General features: G+C 72.8%; 13 protein-coding genes and 1 tRNA gene. 8 read left to right on the plus strand and 6 right to left on the minus strand.

Going from position 1 to position 13,952, the window contains the following annotated elements:
- Positions 1–347 precede the first annotated feature (347 nt).
- The 4 genes from E1291_RS08280 to E1291_RS08295 all read right to left on the minus strand — a co-directional run bounded on the left by E1291_RS08280 (position 348) and on the right by E1291_RS08295 (position 4,200).
- Positions 348–704: an FmdB family zinc ribbon protein gene (locus E1291_RS08280; protein WP_131737149.1), complete on the minus strand. Its 357-nt coding sequence runs from the start codon at positions 702–704 to the stop codon at positions 348–350.
- A 188-nt stretch (positions 705–892) separates the two neighbouring features.
- Positions 893–2,377: a potassium/proton antiporter gene (locus tag E1291_RS08285; protein WP_131737150.1), complete on the minus strand. Its 1,485-nt coding sequence runs from the start codon at positions 2,375–2,377 to the stop codon at positions 893–895.
- A 103-nt stretch (positions 2,378–2,480) separates the two neighbouring features.
- Positions 2,481–3,473: an NAD(P)-dependent oxidoreductase gene (locus E1291_RS08290; protein ID WP_131737151.1), complete on the minus strand. Its 993-nt coding sequence runs from the start codon at positions 3,471–3,473 to the stop codon at positions 2,481–2,483.
- Positions 3,474–3,618: 145 nt separating this feature from the next.
- A complete protein-coding gene (locus E1291_RS08295) occupies positions 3,619–4,200 on the minus strand; it encodes a 5-formyltetrahydrofolate cyclo-ligase (protein WP_131737152.1) in 582 nt (193 codons plus the stop codon).
- Between the two features lie 33 nt (positions 4,201–4,233).
- Between E1291_RS08295 and galU the strand changes: the two genes are divergently transcribed.
- The 4 genes from galU (at position 4,234) to E1291_RS08315 (ending at position 7,552) form a co-directional block, all read left to right on the plus strand.
- Complete coding sequence (gene galU, locus E1291_RS08300) at positions 4,234–5,139, plus strand: UTP--glucose-1-phosphate uridylyltransferase GalU (protein ID WP_131737153.1); 906 nt, start codon at positions 4,234–4,236, stop codon at positions 5,137–5,139.
- Between the two features lie 237 nt (positions 5,140–5,376).
- On the plus strand, positions 5,377–6,585 hold the full coding sequence (glp, locus tag E1291_RS08305) for a molybdotransferase-like divisome protein Glp (protein WP_131737154.1): 1,209 nt from the start codon (positions 5,377–5,379) through the stop codon (positions 6,583–6,585).
- 5 nt (positions 6,586–6,590) lie between these two features.
- Positions 6,591–7,073 carry a cyclic pyranopterin monophosphate synthase MoaC gene (gene moaC / locus E1291_RS08310; protein WP_370770961.1) on the plus strand — a complete coding sequence of 161 codons (483 nt, stop codon included), beginning with the start codon at positions 6,591–6,593 and terminating at the stop codon, positions 7,071–7,073.
- The gene (locus E1291_RS08315; protein WP_131737156.1) at positions 7,070–7,552 is read left to right on the plus strand and encodes a MogA/MoaB family molybdenum cofactor biosynthesis protein; all 483 of its coding nucleotides are present in this window, start codon (positions 7,070–7,072) and stop codon (positions 7,550–7,552) included. Before moaC ends, E1291_RS08315 begins: the two co-directional genes overlap by 4 nt.
- A 42-nt stretch (positions 7,553–7,594) precedes the next feature.
- Here E1291_RS08315 and E1291_RS08320 read toward each other — a convergent pair whose 3' ends face one another.
- The gene (locus tag E1291_RS08320; protein ID WP_131737157.1) at positions 7,595–8,380 is read right to left on the minus strand and encodes a DeoR/GlpR family DNA-binding transcription regulator; all 786 of its coding nucleotides are present in this window, start codon (positions 8,378–8,380) and stop codon (positions 7,595–7,597) included.
- A gap of 203 nt (positions 8,381–8,583) precedes the next feature.
- Here E1291_RS08320 and nagA point away from each other — a divergent pair, with 203 nt between their 5' ends.
- From nagA to E1291_RS08340, 4 genes are all read left to right on the plus strand, one after another.
- Positions 8,584–9,711 carry an N-acetylglucosamine-6-phosphate deacetylase gene (gene nagA / locus E1291_RS08325; protein WP_131737158.1) on the plus strand — a complete coding sequence of 376 codons (1,128 nt, stop codon included), beginning with the start codon at positions 8,584–8,586 and terminating at the stop codon, positions 9,709–9,711.
- 369 nt (positions 9,712–10,080) lie between these two features.
- On the plus strand, positions 10,081–10,722 hold the full coding sequence (locus E1291_RS08330) for a GNAT family N-acetyltransferase (protein ID WP_207400628.1): 642 nt from the start codon (positions 10,081–10,083) through the stop codon (positions 10,720–10,722).
- Positions 10,723–10,946: 224 nt separating this feature from the next.
- Complete coding sequence (gene sepX, locus E1291_RS08335) at positions 10,947–11,510, plus strand: divisome protein SepX/GlpR (protein ID WP_131737159.1); 564 nt, start codon at positions 10,947–10,949, stop codon at positions 11,508–11,510.
- 56 nt (positions 11,511–11,566) lie between these two features.
- A tRNA-Ala gene (locus E1291_RS08340) sits at positions 11,567–11,640 on the plus strand.
- A 305-nt stretch (positions 11,641–11,945) separates the two neighbouring features.
- Here the strand turns inward: E1291_RS08340 and E1291_RS08345 are convergent.
- Positions 11,946–13,556: a phytoene desaturase family protein gene (locus tag E1291_RS08345; RefSeq protein WP_207400629.1), complete on the minus strand. Its 1,611-nt coding sequence runs from the start codon at positions 13,554–13,556 to the stop codon at positions 11,946–11,948.
- Between the last annotated feature and the right edge of the window lie 396 nt (positions 13,557–13,952).

Consider the following 13,952-nt stretch of genomic DNA (forward strand, 5'->3'; position numbering starts at 1 on the left):
ATGGGACGAAGACCCCTCACGCGTCGGGCGTGAGATGCGAGCGTTCCTACCTCGTGCGACGCAGGGAGGGAGGCGATGATCGCCCAGGAGATGTAGGACGGGCCGACCCCGATGAGCGGCAGGGAGGACCTTCGCCGTGGGGACCCCTAGGGGATCGGCCCTAGGGATGGCTCCACGCTGCTTCGGATGTCGCGGAGCGCGCGCGAGATGACGCCGGGGGTTGGTCTCCACGGGGAGTACTCGCCCGGTCCGCCCCGGGTCGGACGTCGTCCGGGCACGCCAAAGCCGAGGGACCTCCTACCGGACCTTGGTCGGGCGGCGATCCCCCGGCTGTCGTTGGGGGAAGGTCAGGCGACCTTCTCGGACGACGACGAGGACGTGCTCGCCGGCGTGGTGGACGACGAGGACGAGGACGACGAGGAGTCGCCGCCCGAGGCCGGCGTCGACGCGGCCGTGTCGGACTTGCCCGACTCGCCGCCGGAGGAGGATCCGTTGGACGAGGACGTCACGGTCGAGGTCTTGCCGGAGCCGCGGCTGTCGGTGCGGTAGAAGCCCGACCCCTTGAAGATGATCCCCGCGGCGGAGAAGACCTTGCGGAGCTTGCCCTGGCACGCCGGGCAGTCGGTCAGCGCGTCGTCGCTGAACTTCTGCACGACCTCAAGAGGCTCGCCGCACTCGGTGCAAACGTACTGATACGTCGGCACGGTTCCTCCTCGCTGACTCAGCCGGGTGGAATCCGGACTGGCACTCACTTTGAACGACTGCTAATGGTACCCATGCGTTGAACAGGATTCGTCCCCGGTCTGTTCCCTGCGCCCGGAGGAGGCCGCCTGCGCGCGCGCCGCCCCGCTTCTCCCGCGGCCCACCGCGTGGAATTCCCCATGGGCTCGTTTCAGCCTCCCGTCTCCCCGAACCAGCCGGCCAGCTTGCCTTGCCGGCTGACCGCGCGCAGGCGGCGTTCGGTGGCCTCGCGGGCGGCCTCGGTGGTCACGACCAGGAGCGTGTCGCCCGACTGGAGCGGTGTGGTGTGCTCCGGGACGAAGCTCGACCCGTCCCGGACCACGAGGGTGACCGAGGACCCCTGCGGCAGCCGGAGCTCGAAGATCTCCACGCCGCTCAGCCGGGAGTCGGACGGGATCCTGACCTCCAGCAGGTCGGCGTGCAGCTCCTCCAGCGGCGCGGCCTCGACGTCCAGCTCGCGGGTCTGCTCGTCGCTCTCCAGCCGGCACCAGCGCGCGACCAGCGGCAGCGTCGGCCCCTGGAGCAGCGTGAACAGCACGACGATCGTGAAGACGATGGCGAAGATCCGGTCGGCCTCCGGGACGTTCTTCACCATCGGGATGGTGGCGAGGACGATCGGGACCGCGCCGCGCAGCCCCGCCCAGGACGCGAAGACCTTCTCGCCCCACGACAACTTGAACCCGATCGAGGACAGCACGACCGACACCGGGCGCGCCACGAGCAGCAGGACGAACCCGATGACGAGGGCGGGGACGACCTGGCCGGGCAGTTCGCCGGGCGAGGCCAGCAGGCCCAGCATCACGAACAGGCCGATCTGGGCCAGCCAGCCGATGCCTTCGGCGAACCCGCGGGTCGCGGGACGGTGCGGGAGCCGGGCGTTGCCGAGGACGAGCGCGCTGACGTACACGGCGAGGAACCCGCTGGAGTGCAGCAGGCTCGCGGCGCCGTACGCCCCGACCGACAGCGACAGCACCGCGATCGGGTAGAGGCCGGACGCGGGCAGCGCGACGCGGCGCAGCGCCTGGGCGCCGAGCCAGCCGATCGCGATGCCGACCAGCCCGCCGACGGCCAGCTCGTACACCATGACGGCGACCAGCTCGAGGAGGTTGGGGGCGGAGGCGCGGGCGCTGAGCGTGACCACGATGATCACGACGGGTGCGTCGTTGAAGCCGGACTCGGCCTCCAGCAGCCCGGTGAGCCGGGACGGCAGCGGCAGCCGGCGCAGCACCGAGAACACGGCCGCCGCGTCGGTCGGCGCGAGCACCGCGGCGAGCAGGAACGCCGGGCGCCAGTCCATGCCGAGCAGCCCGATGGCGGCGCCCGCCACCACGCCGATGCTGATCAGCGTGCCGATGGTCGACACGCTGAGCGCGGCGGGGACGGACGGCCGGACGTGCCGCCAGCTGGTGGTGATGCCGCCCTCGGCCAGGATCAGGACGAGGGCGGCGAGGCCGAGCGTCTCCGCGAGCTCGGCGTTGTCGAAGTCGATGTGGAGGGGGCCGGACTCGCCGATGAGGAGGCCGAGTCCCATGTAGGCCAGGAGGGTGGGCAGACCCGCCTGGTGGGACAGCCTGACCGCGATGATCGCGCTGAGTACGAGCGTGGCCCCGAGGAGTAGCCAGATGTCGAGGTGCACATCCCGCCCTTCGGGGTCGTCAAAGTTGAATGTTGAGCAATCCTATAGATTCAGCGACGAATTGTACATTTAACGTTGATGGATCGGGTGTCCCGGCCGTGCTCTACCGGCGTCTGACGTGCGGATCTACCCCGTTGACCACGTTCTGCACGTCCCGTCCCTCCACCGCCGCCACGACGTTGTCGCGCACCACCGAGACGATCGCCAGCTGGGCCTGGACGGTGGTCCCCGCGACGTGCGGGGACAGCAGGACGTTCTCGTGCGAGCGCAGCGGGTGGTCCGCGGCGGGGGGCTCGTCCTCGAACACGTCCAGCGCGGCGCCCGCGAGCCGCCCGGACTCCAGCGCGGCCAGGACGGCGGCGTCGGGCGCGATGCCCCCGCGCGCCACGTTGACCAGCAGGGCGTTCGCGGGCAGCAGGGCGAGCCGGTCGGGCCCGATCAGCCCGCGGGTCTCGTCGTTGAGCGGCAGGGCGAGGACGAGGATGTCGGAGGTGGCCAGCAGGTCGTCCAGCTCGCGGTAGGTAGCGGGCGCCTCCGGGCGGGGGCGCCGCGTCCAGTAGGAGACCGCGCAGCCCAGCGCCGCGAACAGGCGCGCCGCCTCCGCGCCGACGGCCCCGAAGCCGGCGATCCCGACCCGCTGCGTATGGATCTCGCGGGGTCCGCGCGCGAGCAGGTCGAGCTGCGGCCACCCGCCCGCGCGCACGGCGCGGTCGCTCCACACGAGGTCGCGGCACAGCGCGAACGCGGCGCCGACGGCCCACTCGGCCACCCCGCGCGCGTTGGCGCCCGCCGCGTTCGCCAGCGGCACCCCGCCGGCGGCGAGGCCCGCGACGTCGATGCCGTCGATCCCGACCGCGGGAATCTGGACGAACGCCAGCCGCGGCGCGGCGGCCACGGCCGCGGCGTCCATCGTCAGCCGGCCGGTGAAGTCGCCGATCACGACCTCGGCGCCGCCGGAGAGCGCGGCGTGCAGGCCCGCGCGGTCCCTGGTCCGCGGGAACGTCACCTCGACGGCCCCGTCGAGGTGCGCGAACAGCCCGCGCACGAGGTCCTCCCCGAGCGGGGAGAGGCACAGGACCTGCCACGGAGCCGTCATGCCGAGAACCTCCGGGTGCGCGTCGGGCCGGACCGCGCCCCCTATGTCGCGATCTTGCCTTTCCTCACCTTATGCGCTGCTCGTCCGAACGGGTCCCGGCGGACCGCGCCGCCGGACGCGCGCAGCCGGACGCGCGGGGCCGTCCTCAGCCGAACCGGACCAGGCCCTCCGACGGGGTCGCCGCCGCGCGGACGCGCCGGTCGTGCGGCTCGGCGGGCACGGAGTCCACCAGTTCCGAGTCGTACAGGAGGCCCACCGTCAGGATCGCGGGGCCGACCCGTGCGAGGACCCGGTCGTAGGAGCCGCCGCCGCGTCCGAGACGCATGCCCGTCCGGTCGACCGCGAGCGCGGGCACCAGCACGACGTCGGCGCTCGCCACGGCGCCCGTCCCGCGCGGCGGCTCGGTCGGCTCCAGCAGGCCGCGCGCCCCCGGCGCGAGCGAGTCGGGCCCCTCGTAGGACGCCCAGTCGAGGTCGTCGTCCGGGAGGAGCCTCGGCAGCAGGACGTACGCGCCGCGCTTCCACAGCGCGAACAGCAGGCTCCGAGTTTCGGGTTCCGTGCCCACAGAGACGTAGGCCGCGATCGTCCCGGCCATCTCCACCTCGGGAACGGCGAGCAGCGCGTCGCGCAGTGACCGTCCGGCAGCGGAGCGTGCCTCATCTCCCAGGTCTGCGCGGTTTTCCAGGAGTTCCGCACGGAGGCGGGTCTTCGTAACTATGTCGTGCACGCTCTCGTCCTCATGGATGACTAGGGTCTCTACATGGCCGACATTGCACCTGTACTCAAGGCGGTCGTCCCGGCGGCCGGCCTCGGTACCCGATTCTTGCCCGCCACCAAGGCGACTCCAAAGGAAATGCTGCCCGTCGTCGACAAACCGGCGATCCAGTACGTCGTAGAGGAGGCGGTCGACGCCGGCCTCAACGACGTCCTGATGGTCACCGGACGCAGCAAGCGGTCCATCGAGGACCACTTCGACCGGGCCTACGAGCTGGAGGAGGCGCTGCGCGCCAAGGGCGACGACGGGCGGCTCGCCGCCGTCCGCGAGTCCAGCGAGCTGGCGATCATGCACTACGTCCGGCAGGGCGAGCCGCGCGGCCTCGGCCACGCGGTGCACTGCGCCCGCCAGCACGTCGGGAACGAGCCGTTCGCCGTGCTGCTCGGCGACGACATGATCGACGCCCGGGACCAGCTGCTCAAGCGCATGATCGAGGTGCGCGGTGAGCACGGTGGCAGCGTCGTGGCGCTCATGGAGGTGGAACCCGACCAGGTGTCGGCCTACGGCTGCGCCGCGATCGAGGCCACCGGCGAGGACGACGTCGTCCGGATCAGCGACCTCGTCGAGAAGCCCGCCGTCGAGGAGGCGCCGAGCAACTGGATCATCATCGGCCGGTACGTCTGCGACCCCGCGGTGTTCGACGTGCTGGAGAAGACCCCGCCCGGTCGCGGCGGCGAGATCCAGCTGACCGACGCGCTGCGCACCCTCGCCGACCTGCCCGCCGACCAGGGCGGCGGTGTGTACGGGGTGAAGTTCCGGGGACGCCGCTACGACACGGGCAACAAGCTGGAGTACCTGCGCACCGTCGTGCAGTTCGCCTCCGAGCGCCCCGACCTCGCACCGGAGTTCATGCCGTGGCTAAGAGAGTTCGTCAAGCAGCACGAAGCCTGACCCAAAACCAGGCGCGCGCCGGACGGCGGTGATACGCATGGTCCGGTCGGGCCCACTCCGGACGGACCGGCTTCACGAGCGGCCTCAGCAGTCACGCGAGCGCGTGACCGGCCCGGGGAGGCGCCGCCGCGGGCGAGCCTTCCCGGGCCGATCGCGGGACGACGCCGCGCTCGCACGAGCACGGTCAGGTGCGAGCCGCAAGGCGAGCGCACGGGCCGGGATTGAGAAAATGCAGTCATGCGATCGGTCGACGAGCATCTGACGGACATCCTCGGCAGCGTCTCCGCGCTGCCGCCGCTCGAACTGGCCCTGCTGGAGGCGCAGGGGGCGGTGCTGGCCGAGCCCGTCACCGCGCCCGTCCCGCTGCCTCCGTTCGACAACTCGGCGATGGACGGCTACGCCGTGGTGGCCGCCGACATCGCCGCGGCCACCGAGAGCGCGCCGATCGAGCTGCCCGTGGTCGGCGACATCCTCGCGGGCGACCCCGGCGTGTCGGCGATCCGGCCCGGGCTGACCGCGCGGATCATGACGGGCGCCCCGCTGCCGGCGGGCGCCGACGCCGTCATCCCGGTGGAGTGGACCGACGGCGGCGCCGCCGTGGTCCGGGTCGCGCGCCCGGCCCCGCCCGGCAACTACATCCGCCGCGCCGGCGAGGACGTCCTCGCCGGCCAGGTCGTCGCGGCCGAGGGCACCCGGCTGGGCGCGGCGCAGCTCGGCATGCTCGCCGCGGTGGGCCGCGCCCGCGTGCCCGTCCGGCCGCGGCCGCGGGTCGTGGTGGTCTCGACGGGTTCGGAGCTGCGCGAGCCCGGCGAGGCGCTCGGCCCCGGCCAGATCTGGGAGTCCAACAGCTACATGCTGACCGCCGCGGTCGCCGAGGCGGGCGGCGTCGGCTACCGGCAGTCGACCGTGGAGGACGAGCCCGCCAAGGTGCTGGACGTCCTGCGCGACCAGCTCGTCCGCGCCGACGCGATCGTCACCTCCGGGGGCGTGTCGATGGGCACGCGGGACGTCGTCAAGGAGGTGCTGTCCGGTACCGGCACCGTCGAGTTCCACAAGGTCCGTATGCGGCCGGGCAAACCCCAGGGGTTCGGCCTACTGGACGGCACGCCCATCTTCACCCTCCCGGGAAATCCCGTCAGCGCGTACATCTCGTTCCAGGTCTTCGTCCGGCCCGCCCTACGCGCCATGCAAGGGCTGCCGGCGGAACCGATGCCGACGGTCAGCGCCGTCCTGGCCGAGGACGTCAAGTCCCCGGCCGGGCTCCGCCACTACGTGCGCGGGCGGCTGGCGTTCAACCGCGGCTTCTACACCGTCACCCCCGCCGACGTGCAGGGCTCGCACCAGCTCGGATCGCTCTCGGCGGCCAACGCGCTCATCGCGCTGCCCGAGGACGCCGAGGCCCTGCCCGCCGGCACCCACGTCGAGGTCATGAGGTTGCCGTCATGAGTGCCATGGGGTCGGAGTTCACCCATCTGGACGAGCGGGGCTCGGCCAGGATGGTCGACGTCTCGGGCAAGAGCGTCTCGGCCCGCAGCGCCACCGCGACGGGGTTCGTGCGGCTGTCCCCGGCGTGCGTCGAGCTGCTGCGCGCGGGGGAGATCCCGAAGGGCGACGCCCTGTCCGTCGCCCGCGTCGCCGGGATCATGGGCGCCAAGCGCGTGCCCGACCTCGTCCCGCTGTGCCATCCGATCGCGCTGCACGGCGTGACCGTCGACCTCGTGATCGAGGACGCGGGCGTCGCCATCGTCGCCACGACCCGCACCGCCGACCGGACGGGCGTGGAGATGGAGGCCCTCACCTCCGTCACCGTCGCGGCCCTCGCGCTGGTCGACATGGTGAAGGCCGTCGACCCCGCCGCGGTGATCACCGACGTGCGGGTCGAGGAGAAGATCGGCGGCAAGACCGGCGTGTGGCGCCGCGCGGAGGAGCGATGATCAGGGCGATGGCGGTGACCGTCTCGAACCGGGCGGCGGCGGGCGTGTACGAGGACCGGTCCGGTCCGGTGCTGGTGGAGATGCTCCAGGACCTCGGCTGCCAGGTGGACGGCCCGGTCGTCGTGCCGGACGGGGAGCCGGTCGTGGACGTGCTCCGCGACGCGGTCTCCGCCGAGTACGACGTGGTGGTGACCTCCGGCGGGACCGGGCTCACCCCGTCCGACCGGACGCCCGAGATGACCCGGCTCGTGATCGACCGGGAGGTGCCCGGCATCGCCGAGACGATCCGGCTGGAGAACCGGGAGCGGGTCCCCACCTCGATCCTGTCGCGCGGCCTCGCCGGGGTCGCCGGCCGCACGCTGATCGTCAACCTGCCGGGCTCGACCGGCGGCGTCCGCGACGGCGTGACGGTGCTCGGCCGCGTCCTCGCGCACGCCGTCGACCAGATCAACGGCGGCGACCACCCGCGCCCGGCCTGACGGCCGTCCCGGGGCGGCCGGCCCATGTGCCCGGGATCGGGATCAGGCGCGGACGACCTCGACGCCCGCGTCGATGAAGGCGTCCACGTCCTCCTGGGGGACCGTCTCGTCGGTGACCAGCACGTCGATCCGCGAGGTGTCGCAGATCCGGGCGAACGCGCGCCGCCCCACCTTGGAGCCGTCCGCCACGACGACCACCCGGTCGGCGCGCTCGGCCATCAGCCGGTTCACGTCCGCCTCGCCCTCGTTGTCGCAGGTCGCGCCGCACTCGACGGCCACGCCGTTGACGCCGATGATCGCCACGTCCAGGGTCACGTGGTCGAAGATCACGGTGGCCAGCGGGCCGGTCAGCTCATAGGACTGCGGACGCGGCACCCCGCCGGTCAGCACGATCTTCACATGCGGCCGGACGGCGAGCTCGGCGCCGATGTTCAGCGCGTTCGTGACGATCGTGATCGCCGGGGACACGCGCTCGGCGTGCAGGTCGGCGCGGGTGGCGAGCACCCGGGCGACCTCGGAGGTCGTGGTGCCGCCATTCAGCCCGATGATCGCGCCCGGCCGGGCCAGCTCGGCGGTCGCGGCGGCGATCCGCTGCTTCCGGGAGGCGTGCCGCGCGCTCTTGTAACGCAGCGGCAGGTCGTAGCTGACGGTCTGCGCGACCGCGCCGCCGCGGGTGCGGGTGAGCATCTGCTGCTGGGCGAGCTGGTCGAAGTCGCGGCGGATCGTCGCGGCGGACACCGCCATCCGGTCCGCGGCCTCCTCGACGGTCAGCCGCCCCGCGTCGGCGAGCAGTTCCAGCAGCGCGTTCCAGCGCTCGTGCCGGGCCACGGCGGTTCCCTTCCGTGCGGGCGCGCGGGGCGCGGGCCTAGGGTCACCCCGGGGACACCGGGAGTCACCCCAGGATTGTAGCCATGCACTTTCGTGGACTTTTGTGCGCGGTTTCGCTATAAAACAAGCAATAACGAGCAGATCGTTTCGGGAGGGTCGATGGCGCCGCGAGGGCACACCTGCTCGGTCGTCCTGGACACACCATGACGACCCTCACGAACGCGAACCTCGTCCTCCCGGACGGCGTCCACGACGGTTCCCTGCGCATCGAGGACGGCCGGATCGCGGCCGTCTCCCCGGCGTCCCCGCCCCCCGGCGACGACATCGTCGACCTCGGTGGGCGGCACGTCGTCCCCGGCTTCGTCGACATCCACGTCCACGGCGGCGCCGGCGCGTCCTACCAGGCGGGACGGGACGACGAGGTCCGCAAGGGCGTCGCCTTCCACCGCGCCGCCGGCACCACCACCACTATGGCGAGCCTCGTCACCGGCGACCGGCGAGACCTCGCCGACGCCGTGTCCCGGCTCGCCGACCTGGCCGCCGACGGGCTGATCGCCGGCATCCACCTGGAGGGCCCCTACCTGTCCCCCGCACGGTGCGGCGCCCACGACCCCGACCTGCTGCGGCCCCCGGACCGCGACGAGTTCCGGCGGCTGGTCGCCCTCGGCCGCGGGCACGTCCGGATGATCACCCTGGCGCCCGAGCTGCCCGGCGCGCTGGACCTCGTCCGGGACGCCGTGGACGCGGGCGTGATCGCCGCCGTCGGGCACACCGAGGCCCCCGGCGAGACCGCGCGGGCCGCGTTCGAGGCGGGGGCCCGCGTCGCGACGCACCTGTTCAACGCGATGCGGCCGCTCCACCACCGCGAGGGCGGCCCGATCGCCGCCGCGCTCGGCGACCCGCGCGTCACCGTCGAGCTGATCAACGACGGCGTGCACGTCGAGCCCGCCGTCGCCCGGCTCGCCTTCGCCGCCGCCGGCACCGCCCGGGTCGCGCTGATCACCGACGCGATGGCCGCGGCCGGAATGGGCGACGGCGACTACCGGCTCGGCGTCATGGACGTCGAGGTGCGCGCCGGGCGCGCCACCCTCGCGGGCGGAGGGTCCATCGCGGGCAGCACCATCACCATGGCGGACGGGTTCCGCCGTGCCGTCACCCACGTCGGCCTACCGATCGAGAAGGCCGCCGAAGCCGCGTCCCTCACCCCGGCGCGCGCGCTCGGCATCGACTCACGGACCGGTTCGCTGGAGCCCGGCAAGGACGCCGACCTCCTCGTCCTGGGCCCAGACCTCACAGTGGAACGCGTGATGAAGAACGGCCACTGGCTCTGATCCCCACAGGCACGCCGCCGCCACGCATGTGACCACCCCGCCGCAGGGCGACCGGCGACCCGGCCGCCGGCATCTCCCAGGCGAAGCACGGCCCCGGCGCCGTCTCGGGCCGATCGCCGGGATGCGGAGCGGGGCACCGGTCTCGCTCCGCCCCGGCGCGGACGGCATACTAAGATCAACATCGCGACCCGGCCGAAGGGCGCCCGCGCCGCCGAGGTCCGCCGCGTTCTCGCCGACCCCGCCGTCATCGACCCGCACGTCCACGCCGCCCGGACCACCGTGGCCCGCGAGTCGCTCACCTTCTGGGCGTTCTGCAAACGCGAATTGTCGGTGACAATTGATGGCGTCCACCCGTCCTACCAGGGAATCATGGGAACCGTGGAACGTTTGCGGGGATGGCCGGTCACCCTGACCGAAGGCCCGGTCGGGCTGCGCCCGCTGCGGCACCGCGACGCCGCCGTCTGGCGTGAGCTCCGGGTCCGCAACGCCGACTGGCTGCGCCCCTGGGAACCCACCAACCCCGAGACGCCGCTGTTCCGCAGTGGCCTCGGCCCTTATGTCAGCATGGTCCACACGATGCGCCGCGAGGCCCGCCAGGGCCTCGCCCTGCCGTGGGTCGTCACCTACGAGGACCAGTTCGCCGGCCAGCTCACCATCGGCGCCGTGGTGTGGGGATCCGCCCGCTCCGCCCAGATCGGCTACTGGGTCGACCGCCACGTCGCCGGCCGCGGCGTGATTCCCACCGCCGTCGCCCTCGCCGTCGACCACTGTTTCTTCACCGTCGGGCTGCACCGGGTGGAGGCGAATATCCGCCCGGAGAACGCCGCGAGCCGCCGCGTCGTCGAAAAGCTCGGATTCCGCGAAGAGGGAATTCGGCGCCGCCATCTGCACATCGACGGCGCCTGGCGTGATCACATCTGCTACGCCCTCACCGTCGAGGACGTACCCGGTGGCCTGCGGGCCCGCTGGCTCGCCGACCGCAGGCAGGCATTTCCCCGCCCGTCGCCATGACGCACCGCTGACTTTCCGGCCGTAAGAATCCTGCGATCGAGAAGGATCGGCAAACGGAGAGTAACGGCGAGATCGATCTCGCGACACACCGCCCCTTATGCTCGTCAACCTCTGACACTGACTCGTACCGTGCGGGGCGTGACCCTGCTCCCATTGCACGCTCGCGCGCCGAAAGTCGGCCCGCCTGTCAAGCGTGCCCTGGGCCGTCCCACGGTGGTGGGCCGGTGAGCAGCGCCGTTCTCTACCTCGCCATCGTCGCCGTGTGGGCCGTCGTCCTCGTCCCCATGTGGCTGCGCCGCGACGGCGACGCGGGCATCACCCGCCTCCTCAAGCGCTCGGACGAGCCCGCCGGCTCCGACGGGACCCTCGCCATCGACGAACCCGCCGTCCCCGGCGAATCCACGCCCACCGAGGAGGAAACAGCGGAAACACCCGCCCGGTCCCGCCTGCGCCCCGGCCGCGCCGCCGTCATCGCCCGGCGCCGCCGCCGCACCGCGGGCCTCACCCTGCTCATCTTCACCACCGTCGTGCTCGCCGCGACCGGTGTGCTGCCCTGGTGGGCCACCGTCCCCGCGGCGGCCCTCCTCACCGGCCACCTCACCCTGCTCCGCGTCGCGGTGGGCGTGGACGCGGCGAACGCCCGCGCCGACGCCGCCGCCCGCGCCAAGGCCCAGGCCCAGGCCAGGGCCGCCGAGGAGGCCACCGAGCCCGCCGAAGTCATCGAGCTCGTCACCCCCGACGAGGTCTTCGACCAGTACGCCGACGACCGCCGCGCCGTAGGCGAGTGACCGCCTCTCTCGATGCGCGAACACCCCCGGATGTTTGCTAACCTTACGGAGTCCTCGGGGCTGTAGCGCAGTCCGGTAGCGCACCTCGTTCGCATCGAGGGGGTCAGGGGTTCAAATCCCCTCAGCTCCACCGAGAACACACGGGTCAAGGGCCTGATCAGAAGCCATTCTGGTCGGGCCCTCGGTCGTTTGCCACCGAGATGCCATCAAGACCGAACGGCATCAGACGACGCGACCCGACGCCGGACAAGGACCGTCACGCGCCAAGTCCTGCGCGACCGATCCGAGTCACCGGCGGGGCCGCGAAGCCGTCGCCATCGCGGGGTCGCGACGCACAGGAACGATCGTGATCCGCGGTGTCGCTCGATGGCGTCTTCGACCGTTTCGATTCCGTCGAGGACAAGCGGTGCGCGTGCGCTCGGCCGGGCTGAGAAATCAGCGGCGGCCGCGTCGGGTGCGCAGGAGCCTTTCGGCGACGAGGAAACCTGAGCCGCCGCCGAGACCGGGGCCGGGGTGCGTGGAGGCGCCGATGTGCCACAGGCCCGGTACGCCGGTCGCGTGGCCGGTGCCCGATGACAGGGGCCGCCACAGGGCGTACTGGTCGATCCGGCAATCGCCGCCGTAGGGGTCGCCGCCGACCAGGTTGACGTTCATCTCCTCCAGTTCGAGGGGCCCCAGCACAAGGCGGTCGGTGACGGCGGAGTCCAGGTTGGTGATGTGGGGACGGAGGAGGCCGAGGATCCTGTCGGCGTAGGCGTCGCGGAGCCGTGGTGTCCAGGTGCCGTCTCCGGGGTCGATTTCGCCGGCCGCGTCGCCGCGGACTTGCCTGGGCAGTTCTTGGAGTTGGAGCCACAGCAGGCCCTTGCCCTCGGGGACGCGTCCGGGGTCGACGGTGGCGGGCTGGCCGACGGCGACGGTCGGCCGTTCGGGCAGCAGGCCGCGCCAGGCGGCGTTCACCGATGCCGACAGGGAGTCCAGGTCGTCCAGGACGTGCACGATGGCGACGTCCTCCAGAGCCGGGTCACTCCATCGGGGCGGCTCGTCGAGGGCCAGATGGATCTGCATGGCGGCACGGCCGTGCCGGAAGGCTCGGGCCGCCTGAACACGATCCGCGGGAGCGCCACCTTTCAAGAGCTCGTCGTAGAGGGCGCGGGGGGTGACGGAGGCGAGGACGGCGCGGCGGGCGTGCAGCGGGCGTCCGTCCGCGAGCCGTACACCGGTGGCGCGGCCTTGTTCCAGGAGAATCTGGGTGACATCGGCATCGGTGAGGAGTTCACCGCCGGCATCGGTGACGATTCCCACCAGCGCTTCGACGAGGCGGACGCCGCCGCCTTCGGGGACGGGCATGCCGCCGGTGGCGACGGCCGCGGCGATGACCTTGGTGATGAAGGCCGAGGCGGCGTCGTCGGGGCCGAGGCCGCCGTGCAGCGCCCAGGGGGCCAGCATCGCGCGGGTGACCGGCGAGGAGAACGTCCGCTCCAGCCACGGCCGCGCGGGCTCCAGGATCTCCGCGCCGGTCGCGGTCAAGCCCCGGCGGCCCAGGCGCCGCAGCGCCCGCCAGCCGAGCCGTAGCGCACCGGGGCGCCAGAAATCGGTGCCGAGCAGGCCGAACGCCAGGTCGATCTTGCCGCCGAACTCGGTCATCATCGCCGACCAGTTCTCGGCGTCACCGAGGGCGGTCAGGGTGGCGGTGAGCGCGTCGGCGTCGGTCGCCAGGACGGCCGCCCCATCGCGGCACGCGACGCCGGTGGGCCGCGGGGTGTTGCGGTAGACGACGCCGCGACGGGCCAGTTCGTCGGCGAGGGCGGCGTAGGCGGGCCCTCCGACGAACAGGGGGTGCCAGCTGGACAGCAGCTCCACGGTGTAGCCGGGGAAGACGTTCCGGCTGGTGTGGATGGCGCCGCCGGGTCGGTCCTCGCGCTCGCACACCGCGACCCGCCAGCCGCCGCGCGCGAGCCGCGCGGCGGCGACGAGGGCGTTGATGCCGCTGCCGATGACGACGGCGTCGAAGGCTTCCGGGGGCGGGGCGCCTCCGCTTCGCGCCACGGGTGTCTCCTTCATGGACGATCGATACCCAGAATGCCGAGTGCCCGTGCGAGTCCGGCGGCGCGCAGAGGCCCCAGGCCGAGAGTGGCCGCCGACACCGCCCTGGCGCCGTCATGCGGCCGTTCAGCGAGGGGGCGCAGGCCCGTCCGGTCGTCGTCGGTGCGCTCCGGCTGGGTGGTCTGGTTCGGCAAACCGGTCGGCCGTGGCGGTCAGTGGCATGCGGGGGTGGGCGGCGGGCTGGGCGGCGACCAAGTGAATGGCCAGGGGGAGTCCGGCGCAGGCCCATGGCGACCTGCGCGGCGCGGCCGGAGTGGTCTGTGGCGCGGGTGTCGGGGGAGGCGCTGTCCAGGACGGCCTGGATCCCCCCGGGTACATCCGGGGCCGCCGTCGAACGCG

This window comes from Actinomadura roseirufa (assembly GCF_900659635.1).
GTDB lineage: Bacteria > Actinomycetota > Actinomycetes > Streptosporangiales > Streptosporangiaceae > Spirillospora > Spirillospora roseirufa.

Excerpts from the sequence above, each read along its gene's own strand:
- E1291_RS08290 (WP_131737151.1), bottom strand. The coding sequence starts at position 3,473 with ATGACGGCTCCGTGGCAGGTCCTGTGCCTCTCCCCGCTCGGGGAGGAC.
- galU (WP_131737153.1), top strand. The coding sequence starts at position 4,234 with ATGGCCGACATTGCACCTGTACTCAAGGCGGTCGTCCCGGCGGCCGGC.
- glp (WP_131737154.1), top strand. The coding sequence starts at position 5,377 with ATGCGATCGGTCGACGAGCATCTGACGGACATCCTCGGCAGCGTCTCC.
- moaC (WP_370770961.1), top strand. The coding sequence starts at position 6,591 with ATGGGGTCGGAGTTCACCCATCTGGACGAGCGGGGCTCGGCCAGGATG.
- E1291_RS08315 (WP_131737156.1), top strand. The coding sequence starts at position 7,070 with ATGATCAGGGCGATGGCGGTGACCGTCTCGAACCGGGCGGCGGCGGGC.
- nagA (WP_131737158.1), top strand. The coding sequence starts at position 8,584 with ATGACGACCCTCACGAACGCGAACCTCGTCCTCCCGGACGGCGTCCAC.
- E1291_RS08330 (WP_207400628.1), top strand. The coding sequence starts at position 10,081 with ATGGGAACCGTGGAACGTTTGCGGGGATGGCCGGTCACCCTGACCGAA.